We start from the raw sequence: 16,350 nt of genomic DNA on the forward strand, positions 1-16,350 counted from the left end.
AGCTATGACAACTGAACACACACAATCACACACACGTTTAAAACCTGCTTTTTTAAAACAAAAAACACTGACTTTATTTACGCTCAGCGCATTAAGCGTGGGTATGGCACAAGCTGGCGAGCAAAAAATAAATAAAAGTGAGCTTGAAACCATTACCGTCACCTCGCAAAAGCGGGTGCAATCGCTACAAGATATTCCTACCTCTATTCAAGCGCTTTCTGGCGACTACCTCGAGCAAAACAGTGTTGATGATTTACTCGCCCTAAGCGAAAACCTACCTAACGTGCATATAACCGAAACCTCAAGCAGCAAACGTATTTTTGTACGCGGCATTGGCTCGGGTACTAACTCAGGCTTTGAGCAATCGGTTGCTATGTATAAAGATGGCGTGTATTTAGGACGCGGGCATCAGGCTAAATTTCCATTTTTAGATATGCAGCGCCTTGAACTTATAAAAGGTCCGCAGTCGGTTATGTTTGGTAAAAACGCCACAGCAGGTGCCTTTAGTATGGTTTCAAATTCGCCAACCGATGTACTTGAAGGTAACGTATCGGCAGAGTTTGGCTCTGATAACGAAAAGCGTTTTACCGGCGTTATAAATATTCCTATTAGCGATGATTTAGCCATTCGTATTGCCGCATTTGACCATTCTGTTGATGGCTTTTTATATAACCAAGCGCGCCAAAGTGATGAGCAATCTAACGACTCATCAGGTGCACGTTTATCAATAGATTGGCAAATAAACGATGATATAAACGCATTGTTTAAGTGGGAACACGGTGAGTTTGAATCGCATGGCTCGCGCTACCAATACATTATTGATACTCCCAACCGAGATTTACAAATAGCAAATGACCCTACTAACCCAGGCAATGTAGGGTATCGTTCACTTTTATTAAGCGACAACTCGGGTCTTGATTACACAAGTTCGGTATCGGGCGATGATCACCCAGGTGGGCTTAATGAGCAAAGTAAAACCACGCTTGATAACGCATCACTTAAATTAACCTATAACCATGGCGAATACGAATTTACCTCTGTAACCACGTATAGCGAGTACGATTGGGACTCAACATTTGACGCGGACTTTTCAGAAATCCCGCTTATAAAACAAGACTACTTAGAAACCTATAACCAGTTTACGCAAGAGTTTAGAGTAAGCTCGCCAACAGGGCGCACGCTTGAATACGTAGCGGGCATTTTTTACATGAGCAGTGAGCTTGAGCACCCAAACGATATATTATTTGGCGCATCGTTACTTATTCCTGATTTAGTGGGTACATCATTGGGCGTAAATGCGCTGTTTGATCAAGACCAACAAAGCTACTCCGCATTTACCGCCCTTACTTGGAATGTAAACGCGCAATGGCGCGCTAATTTTGGCCTGCGTTATCAAAAAGAAGAAAAAGAAGTAAGCAGCGTACAAAGTGTGTATAGCGTATTTGAGCCAAACACACCGCAAGCCGTACAACAATTTGCTAATGCCGCTGCGCCCACTATTGCAGGGCAGCTTTCGGGCGCGGGGGTACATAACCTTAACGCTAAGCGTGATGAATCGCACTTATCACCCAATATTAGTGTGCAATATTTAGGGTTTAACAACACCATGTTATTTGCAAGCGCTGGCATAGGCTACAAAGCCGGTGGTTTTGATGGCTCTGGCTTAAATGGCTCACAAGGTAACACGGTTGATGAAAACTCAGGCTTTGAGTTTGACGACGAAAAAGCCACAAACTTTGAATTTGGCATAAAAGCCGAGCCAATTAAAAATACTCTACAAGTAAATGCTACACTGTTTTACACCCTGTACGATGACCTACAAGTATCTGAATTTAATGGTAATGCATTTGTAGTTAAAAATGCCGCCGAAACCAAAGTAAAAGGGATTGAGCTCGATTCGCGCTGGGCAATAAATCAAAGTTGGCAGCTATCGGCAAACCTTGCGGTGCTTGATTTTGAATACGAACAATACGCCAGTGCATCGCCAACGGTTATGCAAAGCGAGCTACTTGGCCAAGCGTTTCAAGATTTAACCGGGCAAACTGGCGCGTTTGCTCCCGATTACTCAGGCAATATAGCGATTGATTACAATACCGAGGTGTTTTCAAACCTTACCTTAAGTAGCAATTTAGCGCTTAACTTTAGTGACGATTACTTTTTAGAGCAAGATCTTGACCCAATAGCCAAGCAAAGCGCTTTTGAAAAGCTAAATTTACGCATAGAGCTAGGTAGCAGTGAAGGAGATTGGTCGGTGGCGTTATTAGCTAAAAACCTAACCGATAAACAAACTTTTTCGCAGGCCAACGATGTGCCAGTTATTAGCTACGCACACCGTTTTTTATCAGAGCGTGGGCGCAGTTATCACGCACAATTTAATTACCGCTTTTAAGTTTGTCAGCAGGGATGAGTTGCTGGGCTAAACCTAGCAGCTTTTCTCGCATCCAACTATTTACTAAATCGTCATCAGCTTGTTCGTGCCAATACATGTGCACGGGCATTAACGGCACATCAAACGGCAAGCTAGTTACATGCACAGGCATTTGCTCTTTTAATACCTGCGCGTACGCGTTTGGCATTGTCATTATCATGTCGCTTTGGCTAATCACTTTAGTCGCCGCAAAATAATGTTCACATTTAAGCACTACATTACGGGCAAGTGCATGCTTTGCCAACGCCATATCAATAATATCTACCTGCGCACCTTTTAACGACACCAACGCGTGCGATGCCTTTGCGTAATTTTGTACGGTTAAGTCATTTAATATTGGGTGATCGTGCCTACAAATTAGCGAAAAATGCTCATTACAAATAAAGGTGTTTTTTATGTGGTTACTGGTAGGGGTAAGTACATCAATGACTATATCGAGCTCTTGGTTTTCGAGTGATTTTTCCATATCAACATGCGACACCTGACGGCTGTTAATCGTGATATTGGGGGTGTTTGTGAGTAGGTCGCTCATTAGCGGCGGAAAAAATATCGATTCTAAAATATCTCTAAAGCCAAATTTAATTTCGCGCTTAAAGGCGGCTATATCAAAAAGCCGTTCGTTATTTAAGGTTGACTCTAATACCTGCACCGACTCAATAACTTGCGCTATTATTTTTTGGCAAAAAGGTGAGGGCACCATACGCCGACCGTGGCGAATAAATAATGGGTCGTCAAACTTTTCTCTAAGGCGAGAAAGCGCATGGCTAACAGCAGGTTGCGTTAAATGCAGTTTATCCGCTGCAGTGGTAATACTGCCCTCTTGATATACCGTTTTAAGTATTACAAACAGGTTTAAATCTATCTTTCCATGCATAGTATTTATGTTTAACCATTAATTAACATCACTTCTATTTATCTTAAGCGAGACTAAACTAAAGTCAACAGAGTTTAATTTAGGATTATTATGAGCAATACACTAAAGCAGCAAGCCGCAAAAATGACCATAGGCAGCGACAAATTTAAACTTATTATGCCGCCTAAATTTAGCACCCTAAACGAGCAACGCAGCTACGAAAAACAACGCCTAGCCGCTGGGTTTCGAGTATTTGCCATGTACGGTTTTGATGAAGGACTTGCTGGGCACATAACACTTCGCGACTGCATTGAGCCCGATACATTTTGGGTAAACCCTGTGGGTATGCATTTTTCGCATATTAAAGCGTCAGATCTCATTCGGGTTGATCATAAAGGTAATATTATTGAAGGCAGCACACCGATTAATAATGCCGCGTTTGCTATTCATTCACGCATACATATGGCGCGACCCGACGTAAACGCAGTAGCCCATGCCCATACACGTTATGGCCGTGCGTTTTCGGCATTAGGTGAGCTACTTAAACCTATTTCGCAAGATGCCTGCGTATTTTACGAAAACCATAGCGTATTTGATGTATTTAGCGGCGTAGTAGCCGACAGCGAAGAGGGCGACATGATAGCTAAATCACTGGCTGATCACTGCGCTGTTATTTTGCAAAACCATGGTTTACTTACCGTTGGTTCGTCGGTTGATGCCGCAGTTGCCAATTTTGTATTGCTAGATAGCTGCTGCCAAAGCCAATTATTAGCGCAAGCCGCAGGCGAGCCCAAGCTTATTTCTCACGATGTTGCGCTACACACTAAACAAGCCAATGGCTCAGAGCTAGTTACATGGGGGAACTTTCAGCCCATGTATCAGGTTGTTGCCGCAAAAGATAACAGCTTTTTAGATTAAAACACTGGCAATAGCTTAATTTTGATAGACTAAAATTTGCGCGGTAATGGCCCACACACCCAAAGCCGCGTTTAAATACTATGCACTCACACGCAAACACACACATTATAAAGATACGTTGAGGGTTTTATGAATATAACAACAATTAAAAACCACGCCGATGTTGGCAATTTAAACCTTGCGGAAATATCACCAGAGCAACTTCCTCGCTCTACTTATCATGCCATTTTACAATCGGCAAAAAACTTTGGTGATGCAACCGCTATTGAATACATTTTAGATGGCGACTGCATTAGCGAAGCGCAAATTCCGTTTGCAAAAAAGCTTATTCACCGCATTTTAATGACCTTTAAAGGTAAAAGCTTTGCTAATCCGCACCGTAAAATGAGCTACAAAGCGCTTGCCAATAACGTAACAGGGCTTGGCAATGCATTGCACTCATTAGGTATAACAAAAACCGATGTAACCTCGCTGGTATTACCTAACTTCCCTGAAACCTATGTATCGCTTTGGGCAGCAGAGGCCGCTGGCATTGCAAACCCTATAAACCCCTTGCTTGATGAGTCCATAATGAAAGAAATTATGATCTCAGCCAATACCAAAGTAATCATTGCCCTAGGCCCTGTCCCTGGTAGCGATATTTGGCAAAAAGTAATGGCAATTAAAGAGCATATACCCGGCCTAAAAGCGGTCATTAGCTTATTTGGTGACGACATAGCGTGCTCGCAAAATAATAAAGTACCCGTGTATGGGTTTAAAAAATTACTCGCGGCGCAAAGTACGCAAGCAGCTAATTTTACTTTGCCTGAGCAAAGCGATGTGTGCGCGTATTTTCATACGGGTGGTACCACCGGCCTACCAAAACTTGCCAAGCACTTACACTTAAACCAGCTCACCAATGCAGGGCAGGTTAATTTGCTTTCGCCAGTAAACGCAGGCGATACCATGCTAGTAGGTTTGCCCATATTTCATGTAAATGCGGCGGTAGCCACAGGCATAGCCTCAGTTATGAAAGGCTGTAAAATTTTACTCGCAAGCCCTTCTGGCTTTAGAGGTAAAAACATCATTCCAAACTTACTCACCCTAATTAATAATTACGATGTAGCCGTTATGACCGCCGTACCTACGGTTTACGCTGCTATGGTTGAGCAAATTACCTCGCAAAAAATATCGGTGCCACCGCTTAAAATGAAGTTTGCCATTTGTGGGGCCGCGCCGCTTTCATCAGATTTACAAGCCCTGTTTACTAAACTCACAAACACCCCACTGGTAGAGGGTTATGGCTCAACTGAGGGCAGCTCAGTAAGTACGTTAATGCCTGTAAACCCAATTAATAAAGAGGCTTCTGTAGGGCTGCCAATACCTGGTATTACGCTTAAAATTGCCGATATAAACGAGCAAGGTACGCTTGTTAAAATTTGCGATACACTCGATGTTGGCGAAATAATAATAACCGGTAATAACGTATTTCCGGGTTATGTAGAAGATGCGCATAACCAAGGCGCATGGGTAGTTGATGAAAACGGCCAACAGTATTTTAGAACCGGCGATTTAGGAAAAATAGATGAGAGCGGGTATGTATCCTTATGTGGTAGGCAAAAAGAGCTAATAATACGAGGCGGACACAATATAGACCCCAAAATGATAGAAGATGCCGCAACCAGCCACCCCGAAGTAACACTTGCAGCCGCCGTGCCACGCCCCGACAGCTACGCAGGCGAAGTACCCGTACTTTACGTAACGCTAAGCCCAAATAGCACGCTTAAACTTGACGATCTCACCGCGTATGTTAGCGCCAACATACCTGAGCGGGCAGCAATACCAAAAGCTATTTATATAATTGATGAAATACCGCTTACTGCCGTAGGTAAAATTTATAAGCCCGAATTGGTTTGCCTAGAAATAAAACAAACCATTACAGAGGCTCTTAGCGAGCAATTAATCAACAAAACCGTGCAAATAAATGTGTTTGCTGATAAAAAGTTAGGCATAAAAGCCACAATTTTAGTTAATGAAGATGAGTTAAACGCGCTGCAACAACAGATAAAAACGCTGCTAACCCCGTACTCATTTAACTACGAAGTGCTGGCATTAAAAACAACAGAGGCCGCCTAATTTGAACGCATCATTTTTAACAGAAATCATACTCCCACTCGCTCTTGCCCTTATTATGTTTGGCATGGGGCTTGGGCTTACAGTTGGCGACTTTACGCGGCTTTTTAAAAAGCCCTTAGCAATTGCTATGGGCTTACTAGGCCAAATTATTGCCATGCCGCTACTGGCTTTAGGTTTGTGTTATTTACTTAATTTACCCACGCCTATAGCAATAGGGTTAATGATTTTAGCCGCGTGCCCAGGTGGTGCTATGTCAAACGTAGTGAGCCAGCTGGCAAAGGCTAATTTAGCGCTTTCGGTAAGCTTAACCGCTGCCTCAACCGCTATTAGCATTATTACCACCCCGTTTATTATTGGCTTTGCCATGCACCAATTTGCGCCGCAAGACGATGCTAACTTTTCTATATTAACTACATCGCTTGGGCTATTTGTAATCACCTTAGTGCCTGTAGCCATAGGCATAAGCCTGCGCCATTTTAAAAGCGAATTTGCGATTAAAAGCGAGCCGTTTTTTAGGCGTTTTTCGTTATTTTTTATGCTCGCCATGATAGCCGCGCTAGTAATAAAAGAACGCGCCTTACTGGCAAGCTCGTTTGATGCTGTATTTTGGGCCTGCCTTGCATTAAATATTGGCTCAATGGTCATTGGCTTGCTCATAGCTAAGCTTTCAAATCTTAACCTGACCGATTCGCTTACACTTGGGATTGAGGTGGGTATTCAAAACGCATCGTTGGCTATTTTAATTGCTATAAGCTTTTTAAATAAGCCCGAATACGCAGTAACGGGCGGTGTATATGGCCTTGCCATGTTTATTGGGCCGCTATTATTAATTGCTGGGCTTAAGTTTAAAAACAAACGCTTTGTAAACGCTTAAAAAAACAACGCGAAGCGTCAAATTTAGTTCACTAAGTTTGGCGCTTTTTTTATAGCTATTAACGTTTAAAAATAGGCTGTACTTGCCCGCGTAACCATATTAAAGCGTCGTCTTTATCTGTACTTTGATGCCAGTATAAATGCTGATAAATAGCAGGCATAGTAGTGGGCACGGGGCGTGCTATTAGCGTGTCGTCTAGCAATTGACTGGCAACCATTGAAGGTAAAGTAAGTAAAAATGGCGCGTCTTTTATTACCTCTTTCGCGGCAAAATAATTTTGACAACGTATAGCCACCTGCCTATTAAAACTCAATTGCAATAACGCAATATCTTCAATAACAGTGCCGGTTGCTCGATTAGATACCGCAACATGCTTAGCCGCTAAATAATTGTCTATATTGAGTTGGTTTTTAAGCGGGTGGTTTTTTTTCATGAGTACACAAAAGTGATCACTTGAGAGAACAGCGTGGCTAATGGGCGCTTTTATTGGCCGTGCTACATCAATTGCCATATCTATTTGATGATTAGCTAATTGCTTATGCATATCTTCACGGCTTAATTTTACGCTCGCTAAGCTTGAATTGGGAGCATGTTTTGCCAGTGCAAGTTGCAATTTAGGCAAAACAATAGGCTCTATTGCATCGTGCAGGGCTATTTTAAAGGTTTGTGCAGTGGTCGCTAAATTAAAGTCACCGCAGGCTTGTAGCACTTGGCGTAATTTTTCGAGTAAATCTATTAGCTCAGGTGCCATACGTTGGCACGCAGGGGTGGGGAGCATTAATTGCCCTTGGCGCTCAAATAACGGATCGTTTAATACACTGCGCAAACGTTTTATAGCATGGCTGACTGCTGAGGGCGTTATGTATAGCACCTTTGCGGTTTCGCTCATGTTTTTTTCACGGTATAGGCATTCAAATATTTTAAGTAAATTTAAATCCAACTGTTGAATATTTTTAGCTTCAATCATTATTACCCGCTCACACTATGAATGTAATTCACACTTAACTGGTAATATATTTCATTTAATTCATTGGGGCGAATGTTTTATGCTGGGTTAACTAAAAAATAAACAGGCAACCCTAATGAACTTTGAGCCAAGCCAAAAAAGCCAAGACTACCTAAAGCGTGTAACCGCCTTTATGGATGAACACGTATTGCCTATTGAGCAAGCAGTAGTTGCGCATAACCATGCTAAAAATAATTCAAACAATTGGACCACTTGGCAACTAAGTGAGCACATTGAGCCATTAAAAGCGAAAGCAAAAGCCGCTGGCCTGTGGAACTTATTTTTACCCGATGCAGAACTAGCACAAGGCTTAACCTGCTTAGAGTACGCCCCTATTGCAGAGCAAATGGGTAAATGTTTATTTGCATCAGAAATATTTAATTGTAATGCCCCCGACACCGGCAATATGGAAGTGCTTTATCATTTTGCAAATGATGAGCAAAAACAGCAGTGGTTAACCCCATTATTAAATGGCGATATTCGCTCAGTATTTGCCATGACCGAGCCCGATGTCGCTTCATCAGATGCGACAAACATGCAAGCAACCATAGATGTTGATGGCGACGAGCTTATTTTAAATGGCAAAAAATGGTGGACCACCGGCCTCGGTCATCCTAATGCCCAGGTGGCTATTTTTATGGGGCTTTCTAACCCCGAAAACGATAAACACAGCCAGCATTCAATGGTACTTGTGCCGCTAAACACACCCGGTGTAAACATTAAGCGTATGCTAAGTGCCTGTGGCGATTTTGATGCCCCCTACGGCCACGGCGAAATGGAATTTAATAACGTACGCGTACCAAAACAAAATCTTATTTTAGGGTTAGGCAAAGGCTTTGCCATTGCACAAGGGCGCCTGGGGCCTGGGCGAATTCATCATTGTATGCGCGCAATTGGCGCAGCAGAGCGCTGTTTAGAGCTCATGATTAAACGCGGGCTGTCGCGCAGCGCTTTTGGTAAACCCTTACTTAAATTAGGCGGTAATTTAGAACGCGTAGCGCAAGCGCGTATGGCAATAGATCAAGCCCGTTTATTAACCCTGCACGCGGCATGGAAAATAGACACCAAAGGCGTTAAACACGCCATGACCGAAATATCGAGCATAAAAGTAGTAGTGCCTAATATGCTGCAAATGGTCTCAGATATGGCAATACAAGTGTTTGGTGGCGCTGGGGTGTCGAGCGACTTTCCTATTGCCTCGTTTCATGCAATGGGGCGTATTTTACGCCTTGCAGATGGCCCAGACGAAGTACATATGGGCATGGTTTCGCGCCTCGAACTTAACAAATACCGCTAAGGCAACACCATGAAAACACGACTAATAATAACAGGTGGAGCCACAGGGCTGGGTAAAGCATTAGCCCTGAGTTACGCAAGTAATTTGGGCGCCAATTTACAAATTTGTATTGCCGATATAAACGCCGAGCGTGCAGCTACAACCATTCGTGAGCTGCAAGCACTAAAAAGCGATGCTTTTTTTTACGCCTGCGATGTAACCAAGCAAGCAGATGTAAAGGGGCTTTACGATATTATCCAAACCAAGTGGCAGGGCGTAGATATTGTTATAAATAACGCAGGCGTTGCCACAGGCGGCTCGCTTGAGGGCGAATCGCTTGAGCAATGGCAGTGGATTATGGATATTAATTTGCTCTCTATGGTGCGGGTGTGCCAAACGTTTTACCCCGCCTTTGTGCAACAAGGCGGTGGCTACTTTATTAATATAGCCTCACAAGCAGGGCTTACCCCTATTCCGTTTATGAGCAGTTATAACGCTGTAAAAGCGGCGGTTATAGGCTTTAGCGAAACCCTAAAGCTCGAACTCGCCCACGATAATATAGATGTAAGTGTTGTGTGCCCGAGCTTTTTTAAAACCAATCTTGATGAATCCATGCGAACCAGCGAGCCGGCCATGAAAACCATGCTTAACCGTGCCTTTGAGCGCTCTCCCATAAACGCAGAGCAAGTTGCCGATATTATTTATCAGCAGTCGCTTAACCGCCCATTTTTAATTTTGACCCATAAATTAGGTAAACAGGCCTTTTTAATGAAAAAACTACTCCCCGTTGAGTGGTACATTAAAAACATGCTGAAAAAAACACGCTCTATGCAACGTTTAAAATCAAAATAATAAAGGCTAGCAATGAACACACAATTATTAGATCAAGCCAAAAACGTACGCCAAGGCGAAGAGCTCGACACACAAAAAGTAGATGCCTGGCTTAAACAGCACCTTACACAGCTAACTGGCGAGCCAAGTGTTACTCAATACGCAGGGGGGGCATCAAACTGGACCTACTGCCTAGAGTACCCAGAGCAATCGCTTATTTTACGCCGTGCGCCCAAAGGCACCAAAGCCAAAGGCGCACACGATATGGCCCGTGAATATAAGCTGCAGCAAGCGCTAAAACCAGTTTACAGCTATGTGCCAAATATGGAGGCGTTTTGCGACGATGAAAACATACTCGGCACCGACTTTTACGTTATGGAAAAGCTTACGGGGATAATTCCGCGTAAAAATTTACCACGCGGATTAACCCCCACGCCCGAGCGCACCAAAAAGCTGTGCGAAAACGTACTCGACTGCCTAGTAGAGTTACACAAAGTAGATTACAAACAGGCCAATTTAAGCCATGTAGGCAAAGGCGAAGGCTACACCCAGCGTCAAATTAGCGGCTGGAGCGAGCGCTTTACTAAAGCCAAAACCTGGAATGTACCCAGCGGTAAAAAAGTCATTAAGTGGCTTGAAAACAACATGCCAAGTAACGAGCGTATTTGCATAACACATAACGATTTTAGGTTTGATAACGTTGTGCTTGATGCAAACGACTACACCAACGTACTGGGTATTTTAGATTGGGAACTTGCCACCCTTGGCGACCCACTTATGGATTTGGGCAATACATTGGCTTACTGGGTAGAGCCAGGAGATGACTTTTTAGCCCAAGCCACGCGCCGCCAGCCCACTCACTTAGAGGGTATGCTAACGCGCAAAGAAGTAGTGGCCTACTACTGTAAAAAAATGAATATAACCGTAGATGACTTTACCTTTTACGAAGTGTACGGGCTATTTAGGCTTGCCGGCATTGTGCAGCAAATTTATTACCGCTATCACCATAGGCAAACTAAAAACCCCGCCTTTAAACACTTTTGGGTGTTTGTACATTACCTTTTATGGCGCTGTAAAAAAGCCATAAACAACCAAGGTAAAGTCTAATGTGCATTTTATATTTAGTACGCCATGGGCAGGCCAGCTTTTCGGCTGATAATTACGATACGCTCTCAACAAAAGGACAACAGCAAGCCACACTACTGGGTGAATATTTAGCACAAAAGCAGCTAACACCCGATGCTGTATTTGCAGGCAGTATGCTGCGCCATAATCAAACCGCAGAGCTGAGTTTAGCAAGTGCTAATAATGCGCCGGTATTAATAAACGATGCGCGATTAAACGAGTACGATCACGAACATATTTTAGCGGTTTATAACCCACAGCTTGCCACCCCAAGCCAAGTTCGCGCGGCACTTAGCAAGCAAGCCGAGCCTATGGAATACTTTAAAACGGTATTTATTAGCGCCATACAGCAATGGGTGCTCAATCCCGACAGCACTCAATATAACGAAAGCTTTAATGCATTTACTGCGCGTGTACTTGGCGCGCTTGAACAAATAGCCAATGAAAACCACGGTAAAAAGGTACTTATTTATACCTCTGGCGGGCCTATTAGCATTATAACCAGCCATTTAATGGGGCTAAAGCTCGAGCGCTTTATTGATATTAATTGGAGCTTAGTAAACGCAGGCGTAACCAAAGTAGTGGCGCGCGGCAAAGGAAAAAATCAAAAATTAACGATAAGTAGTTTAAACGAGCATCACTTTTTAGAGTGCCACCCACAACAAAAATTAATTACATACACCTAAGGATCTAATTATGCGCAAAAACATACTAATAACAGGTGCAAGTTCAGGCTTAGGCAAAGGCATGGCAAAAGAGTTTGCAAAACAAGGTTGTAATCTTGCTTTATGTGCTCGGCGCTTTGAGCTATTAGAGCAGCTAAAAAGTGAGCTTGAACAAATAAACCCAAATATAACCATTAGCATAAAAGTGCTTGATGTTAACGACCACGAGCAAGTATTTAGCGTATTTAACGCCTTTAAAGATGAGCTTAACGGCCTTGATAGAGTGATTATAAATGCTGGTATGGGCAAAGGGGCTTCTATTGGTACGGGTTATTTTAATGCCAACAAACAAACCGCACAAACTAACTTTGTGGCCGCACTTGCGCAAGCTGAGGCCGCAATGGAAATTTTTAGAGCGCAAAACCATGGTCATTTAGTGACTATTTCATCTATTAGTGCTGTACGTGGTTTTAGGCGCGCCATGACTGTTTACGCCGCCACTAAAGCGGCTATTACCTCATTAAGTGAAGGCATACGCATAGATGTAATGCACACGCCTATAAAAGTAAGCTGCGTACATCCAGGTTTTATAAGAAGCGAAATAAACGAAAAAGTAAAAACAGTGCCGTTTATTGTTGATACCGAAACTGGCTGCAAAGCACTGGTAAAAGCAATAAATAAAGAAAAAGCCAACAGCTTTGTGCCAAGCTGGCCGTGGGCATTCCTGCATTGGATTTTACGAATAGCACCGCTGAGTACAATTCGTAAAATGTCGTAAGGTTTTTAAATTTTAGGCATTAAAAAAGGTGGCAAATGCCACCTTTTATGTACGTGTTTACTTAACCTGGGTTTAGGTTATTTGTAAAATTATAGTAGTGCAAAAATCTTTTGCAGCTGTGGCATGTACTCGCTCACAAGTTCAAGGTTGTTTTCGCTTACTAGTGGGTCTGTAGATTCTTCAGCCGCGCTTGAAGCCTTACCAAACGAGCCCATTAACGAGCTAGCGTCACTGCTTTTAGCACTTTTAAGGCTTTGAAGGCCACCCATTACTTTATTTGCTGTTTCTTGGTTTTCTGCTGAAAGACCCGATTTAAGGTTTTCGATGTAAGCCATAGATACTTCTGAGCCAACAGATACTAATTCTTCAGGCGAAAAACCGTAACGGTTAGTAATATCGGCAAAGCTTTTATATAAGCCTTGCTCTTTAATCATGCTTAATGCGCTATTAGCAAGAGAGCTTTGCTCTTCAACATTTTGATCAGCAGAGCCACCTAGCATGCTTGCTAAATCTAGGTTTTTTAACGAATCTTGGCTGCTAGCCCAGCTAGAAACAGCCGGCAGTGCTTTCATGTAGCTTTGTAATTGACCTTCGCTAATATCTTCTGCAAGGCTTGAAAAACTCATTGCTAATAAGCTAAGTGATAAAATTATTTTTTTCATTGGGCGTTTCCTATTATTTAATTAAAGCCATTAAAAACTAAATGTAAGCGCTTGCCAATACATAACTAAAGTATTAGGTGTATTTAGGCTATAAAGTAGTATAAATACTTTAAAGTTCTATAACTTAAGCTGATTCAGCACAAATATAGTTACAAATGTTATACTGCATTTTTGTCGATAAGAGCTGAACGTAATGTTAACTATTTCAAATACTGTCACTATAGATGAATGGGAACTAGAGCTAACTGCTATACGTTCGCAAGGTGCCGGTGGCCAAAACGTTAACAAAGTAGCCAGCGCCATTCATTTACGCTTTGATATTAACCGCTCAAAGTTACCCGATTTTTACAAAGAACGTTTATTAAAGCTAAACGACTCTCGGATCACCAAAGAGGGCGTGGTGGTAATTAAAGCCCAAAGCTTTCGCACCCAAGAGCTTAACCGAGAAGATGCACTAAAACGTTTAAAAGATTTAATTTTAAGTGCAACCAAGGTAAATAAAGCCCGCCGCGCAACCAAGCCAAGCCGTAACTCGCAGCGCAAGCGCATGGATAAAAAAACCAAACATGGGCAAACCAAAGCCCTGCGCGGAAATATTAAGTTATAACTCACTAAGTTTATATGGCTTTACAGTAAAGTATGCTTAATTTACGCCTACAGCTAATAGTTAACCGTAGGCGTGAGTGGGTTATTCGTAGGTATGATGGCGGGTGGCACTAAAGCGGTTTAATATATGGTGCATTACATACACCGCAGATAAACTTGCCACAATAGCCACCGCAACAGAGCTAAAGCGATACATGGCGCTATAAACAAGGTCTTGCCCGGGGCCTAGTGAGTTGCCAAACAAAATACCAAACGTGGTTAACACACCAAACCCTATGCCCGGAGCGCCGCCGCCAATAATATGAAAACGGCTAAATACAAACGATAACGTCCACAGTATAAGCACCGGAAACAATAAAAAGTCAGAGTGATTATACAATAACACTTGCGCCAACAACGCAGCATTACAGCCAATTAATGTACCAATAGCGCGCTGCCAACCTGCCATACCTGCGGCTTTCCAGCACAGCGAAAACAAAATTAATACCGATGAGGCTTGCGCCGATATTGAATCTTGTAAATCGAGGACTTGAAACGCCACAAACGAAAGCGTAGCAACCGTTGCGCATAATAATACCTCATGGCGAATGCTTTCTTTAGCTTTAGCGGGTACCGCCCTCACGGCACGCGCGGTTACATCAGGAAAAACACCATGCATAACAAACGCTATAACAATAGAGAGAACAGTAGCCAAACCATTACTTAAAATAAGCGGGTATACACTACTTGTACCGGTTACATAGCTTGAAAAGTGCAGTTGAATTGACAACCCAACCACGCCTAGTGCGCCAAATAAAAAAGCCGCACCTGAGCTCATTTGATAAAACAAAAAGCAAAACGCTAAAAATACGATAATGGTCATCAGTACCGGAAGGTGCGAAAACAAGCCCTGCATTATTAAAACCATTGGAATACTAATGGCGGCACTGGCTAAAAACTGGCGCACAATGCTTTTATTTAACACCGGCACTAAACCAAGTAGCAACATAGGGTAAACAGTAAAAAATATACCGTATGGCCAGTTCATTAATTTACTAATAGTAAACCCTATAGTGCAACCACCGGCTATGCGCAGCGCTTGGCGTAAACCGTTTGAGTCTAATTGCGGTGCTTGGCTAACAGCTTGAGTCATACAGCCTCCATTAATAAATGTAGTGTAGCCAGCTAATAAACCTAATTTGAGCCGACGCTAACCATTGCCCAATTGTTGACTCTGGCAATAGTTGCACAGTGGCACGCGCACCACTTGGCATATTAGCAATTAATTTAGCGTTATCTGGCATCACTAAATGAATACGCTGGCGCTGAGCATCGCGCACCCAACGATTACTGGTTTCGGTACTACTAAGCGAGCCATTTGCACTGAGTTGTCCATCGCTTACGCCTGCCTCAAACGTGCTTATATGCGCGTTGTAAACCTCACCTGGGCGGCTATCAAATACCACTCGCGCCAAACTACCTGGTTTCATATTTAGTAATGATTTTTCTCTAAAATCGGCAACAAGGTCGGCCTTATTAGCCACAATAGCTAAAAGCGGGCTACCCGTTACCGCATATGCGCCATCAAGTAGTTGTAAGTTAGAAACCACACCAGCGCTTAGCGCACGCACTTGGGTGTACGATAAGTTAAGCTCGGCTTGTGCTAATTGGTTTGCAGCATGGCGAAGCGCTAAGTTTTGCGCGCCGCTTTCGCCGCGGGCAAGTACTGCTTCTGCCAATTGCGCTTCTAATGAGGCGACATTTGATTTACTTGCTTCAAAGTTAGCTTTAATGCTTTCAAGCTCTTGCTCTGAAATAGAGCGCTGCTTAAATAATGCTTCGCCACGGTTATTAAGTAATTGCTGTTCGTGCAGCTTTGCCTTGGCCGCCGAAATTTGCGCCTCCAGTGCTTTTACATTGGTATCTAAACGTTTGTTTTGTAATTTAGCGTCGTCAAGGGCAAGCTGTGCTTGTTCGAGCGCTAATTTATAAGGGCCTGAGTCTATTTCAAACAATACATCGCCAGCTTTTACGGTTTGATTATTATTAACCAATACCTTAGTAACACGGCCACTTATTTGCGGGGCAATTTGCACCACAGGATGATAAACCCGCGCTTGCGGCGTTACCGGCATAAACATGTCGGCAATTAAATAGTAAATAAATATAACAACAAAACCCGCTAACGAAAGCCTGACATAACGAGTAAATTTTTGATCTGGTGTCATTGTCTC

The 16,350-nt window shown here is 43.0% G+C and carries 15 protein-coding genes; 10 read left to right on the plus strand and 5 right to left on the minus strand.

The window, feature by feature from the left end; genetic code table 11:
• Positions 1 to 4: 4 nt before the first annotated feature.
• Positions 5 to 2,389, plus strand: a complete 2,385-nt coding sequence (locus MTN96_RS23880) for a TonB-dependent receptor (protein WP_096042644.1) — start codon at positions 5 to 7, stop codon at positions 2,387 to 2,389.
• Here the strand turns inward: MTN96_RS23880 and MTN96_RS23885 are convergent.
• Entirely contained in the window at positions 2,373 to 3,302 is a 930-nt protein-coding gene (locus MTN96_RS23885) for a LysR family transcriptional regulator (protein WP_024033009.1), read from the minus strand. The two genes, MTN96_RS23880 and MTN96_RS23885, sit on opposite strands and share 17 nt — an antisense overlap.
• 90 nt (positions 3,303 to 3,392) lie before the next feature.
• Between MTN96_RS23885 and MTN96_RS23890 the strand changes: the two genes are divergently transcribed.
• From MTN96_RS23890 to MTN96_RS23900, 3 genes are all read left to right on the plus strand, one after another.
• Complete coding sequence (locus tag MTN96_RS23890) at positions 3,393 to 4,199, plus strand: class II aldolase/adducin family protein (RefSeq protein ID WP_248532896.1); 807 nt, start codon at positions 3,393 to 3,395, stop codon at positions 4,197 to 4,199.
• Between the two features lie 129 nt (positions 4,200 to 4,328).
• Positions 4,329 to 6,314 (plus strand): AMP-binding protein, encoded by a 1,986-nt coding sequence (locus tag MTN96_RS23895; protein ID WP_248532897.1) that lies wholly within the window; start codon positions 4,329 to 4,331, stop codon positions 6,312 to 6,314.
• A gap of 1 nt (position 6,315) precedes the next feature.
• Positions 6,316 to 7,188: a bile acid:sodium symporter family protein gene (locus MTN96_RS23900; protein WP_248532898.1), complete on the plus strand. Its 873-nt coding sequence runs from the start codon at positions 6,316 to 6,318 to the stop codon at positions 7,186 to 7,188.
• A 58-nt stretch (positions 7,189 to 7,246) separates the two neighbouring features.
• Here MTN96_RS23900 and MTN96_RS23905 read toward each other — a convergent pair whose 3' ends face one another.
• Positions 7,247 to 8,155, minus strand: a complete 909-nt coding sequence (locus tag MTN96_RS23905; protein WP_248532899.1) for a LysR family transcriptional regulator — start codon at positions 8,153 to 8,155, stop codon at positions 7,247 to 7,249.
• Positions 8,156 to 8,270: 115 nt separating this feature from the next.
• Here MTN96_RS23905 and MTN96_RS23910 point away from each other — a divergent pair, with 115 nt between their 5' ends.
• From MTN96_RS23910 to MTN96_RS23930, 5 genes are read left to right on the plus strand one after another with little or no spacing between them, the layout of a single operon-like run.
• Complete coding sequence (locus MTN96_RS23910; RefSeq protein WP_248532900.1) at positions 8,271 to 9,491, plus strand: acyl-CoA dehydrogenase family protein; 1,221 nt, start codon at positions 8,271 to 8,273, stop codon at positions 9,489 to 9,491.
• A 9-nt stretch (positions 9,492 to 9,500) separates the two neighbouring features.
• Positions 9,501 to 10,322, plus strand: a complete 822-nt coding sequence (locus tag MTN96_RS23915) for an SDR family oxidoreductase (protein ID WP_248532901.1) — start codon at positions 9,501 to 9,503, stop codon at positions 10,320 to 10,322.
• Positions 10,323 to 10,334: 12 nt separating this feature from the next.
• Positions 10,335 to 11,408 carry a phosphotransferase family protein gene (locus MTN96_RS23920; RefSeq protein WP_248532902.1) on the plus strand — a complete coding sequence of 358 codons (1,074 nt, stop codon included), beginning with the start codon at positions 10,335 to 10,337 and terminating at the stop codon, positions 11,406 to 11,408.
• Positions 11,408 to 12,112 (plus strand): histidine phosphatase family protein, encoded by a 705-nt coding sequence (locus MTN96_RS23925; protein WP_248532903.1) that lies wholly within the window; start codon positions 11,408 to 11,410, stop codon positions 12,110 to 12,112. The genes MTN96_RS23920 and MTN96_RS23925 overlap by 1 nt, the downstream gene beginning before the upstream one ends.
• A 10-nt stretch (positions 12,113 to 12,122) precedes the next feature.
• Positions 12,123 to 12,869, plus strand: coding sequence for an SDR family oxidoreductase (locus MTN96_RS23930; RefSeq protein WP_171036111.1), 747 nt, complete (start codon positions 12,123 to 12,125; stop codon positions 12,867 to 12,869).
• Between the two features lie 89 nt (positions 12,870 to 12,958).
• Here the strand turns inward: MTN96_RS23930 and MTN96_RS23935 are convergent, their stop codons facing one another.
• Positions 12,959 to 13,531, minus strand: a complete 573-nt coding sequence (locus tag MTN96_RS23935; protein WP_004586261.1) for a hypothetical protein — start codon at positions 13,529 to 13,531, stop codon at positions 12,959 to 12,961.
• 193 nt (positions 13,532 to 13,724) lie between these two features.
• Here MTN96_RS23935 and arfB point away from each other — a divergent pair, with 193 nt between their 5' ends.
• Positions 13,725 to 14,138: an alternative ribosome rescue aminoacyl-tRNA hydrolase ArfB gene (gene arfB / locus MTN96_RS23940; protein WP_024033019.1), complete on the plus strand. Its 414-nt coding sequence runs from the start codon at positions 13,725 to 13,727 to the stop codon at positions 14,136 to 14,138.
• An 81-nt stretch (positions 14,139 to 14,219) separates the two neighbouring features.
• On the opposite strand, the gene MTN96_RS23945 is transcribed toward arfB, so the two are convergent.
• Positions 14,220 to 15,269 carry a DUF2955 domain-containing protein gene (locus MTN96_RS23945; RefSeq protein ID WP_004586263.1) on the minus strand — a complete coding sequence of 350 codons (1,050 nt, stop codon included), beginning with the start codon at positions 15,267 to 15,269 and terminating at the stop codon, positions 14,220 to 14,222.
• Positions 15,270 to 15,279: 10 nt separating this feature from the next.
• Positions 15,280 to 16,344 carry an HlyD family secretion protein gene (locus MTN96_RS23950; protein ID WP_055254297.1) on the minus strand — a complete coding sequence of 355 codons (1,065 nt, stop codon included), beginning with the start codon at positions 16,342 to 16,344 and terminating at the stop codon, positions 15,280 to 15,282.
• Between the last annotated feature and the right edge of the window lie 6 nt (positions 16,345 to 16,350).

The organism is Pseudoalteromonas sp. 2CM28B (assembly GCF_023161935.1).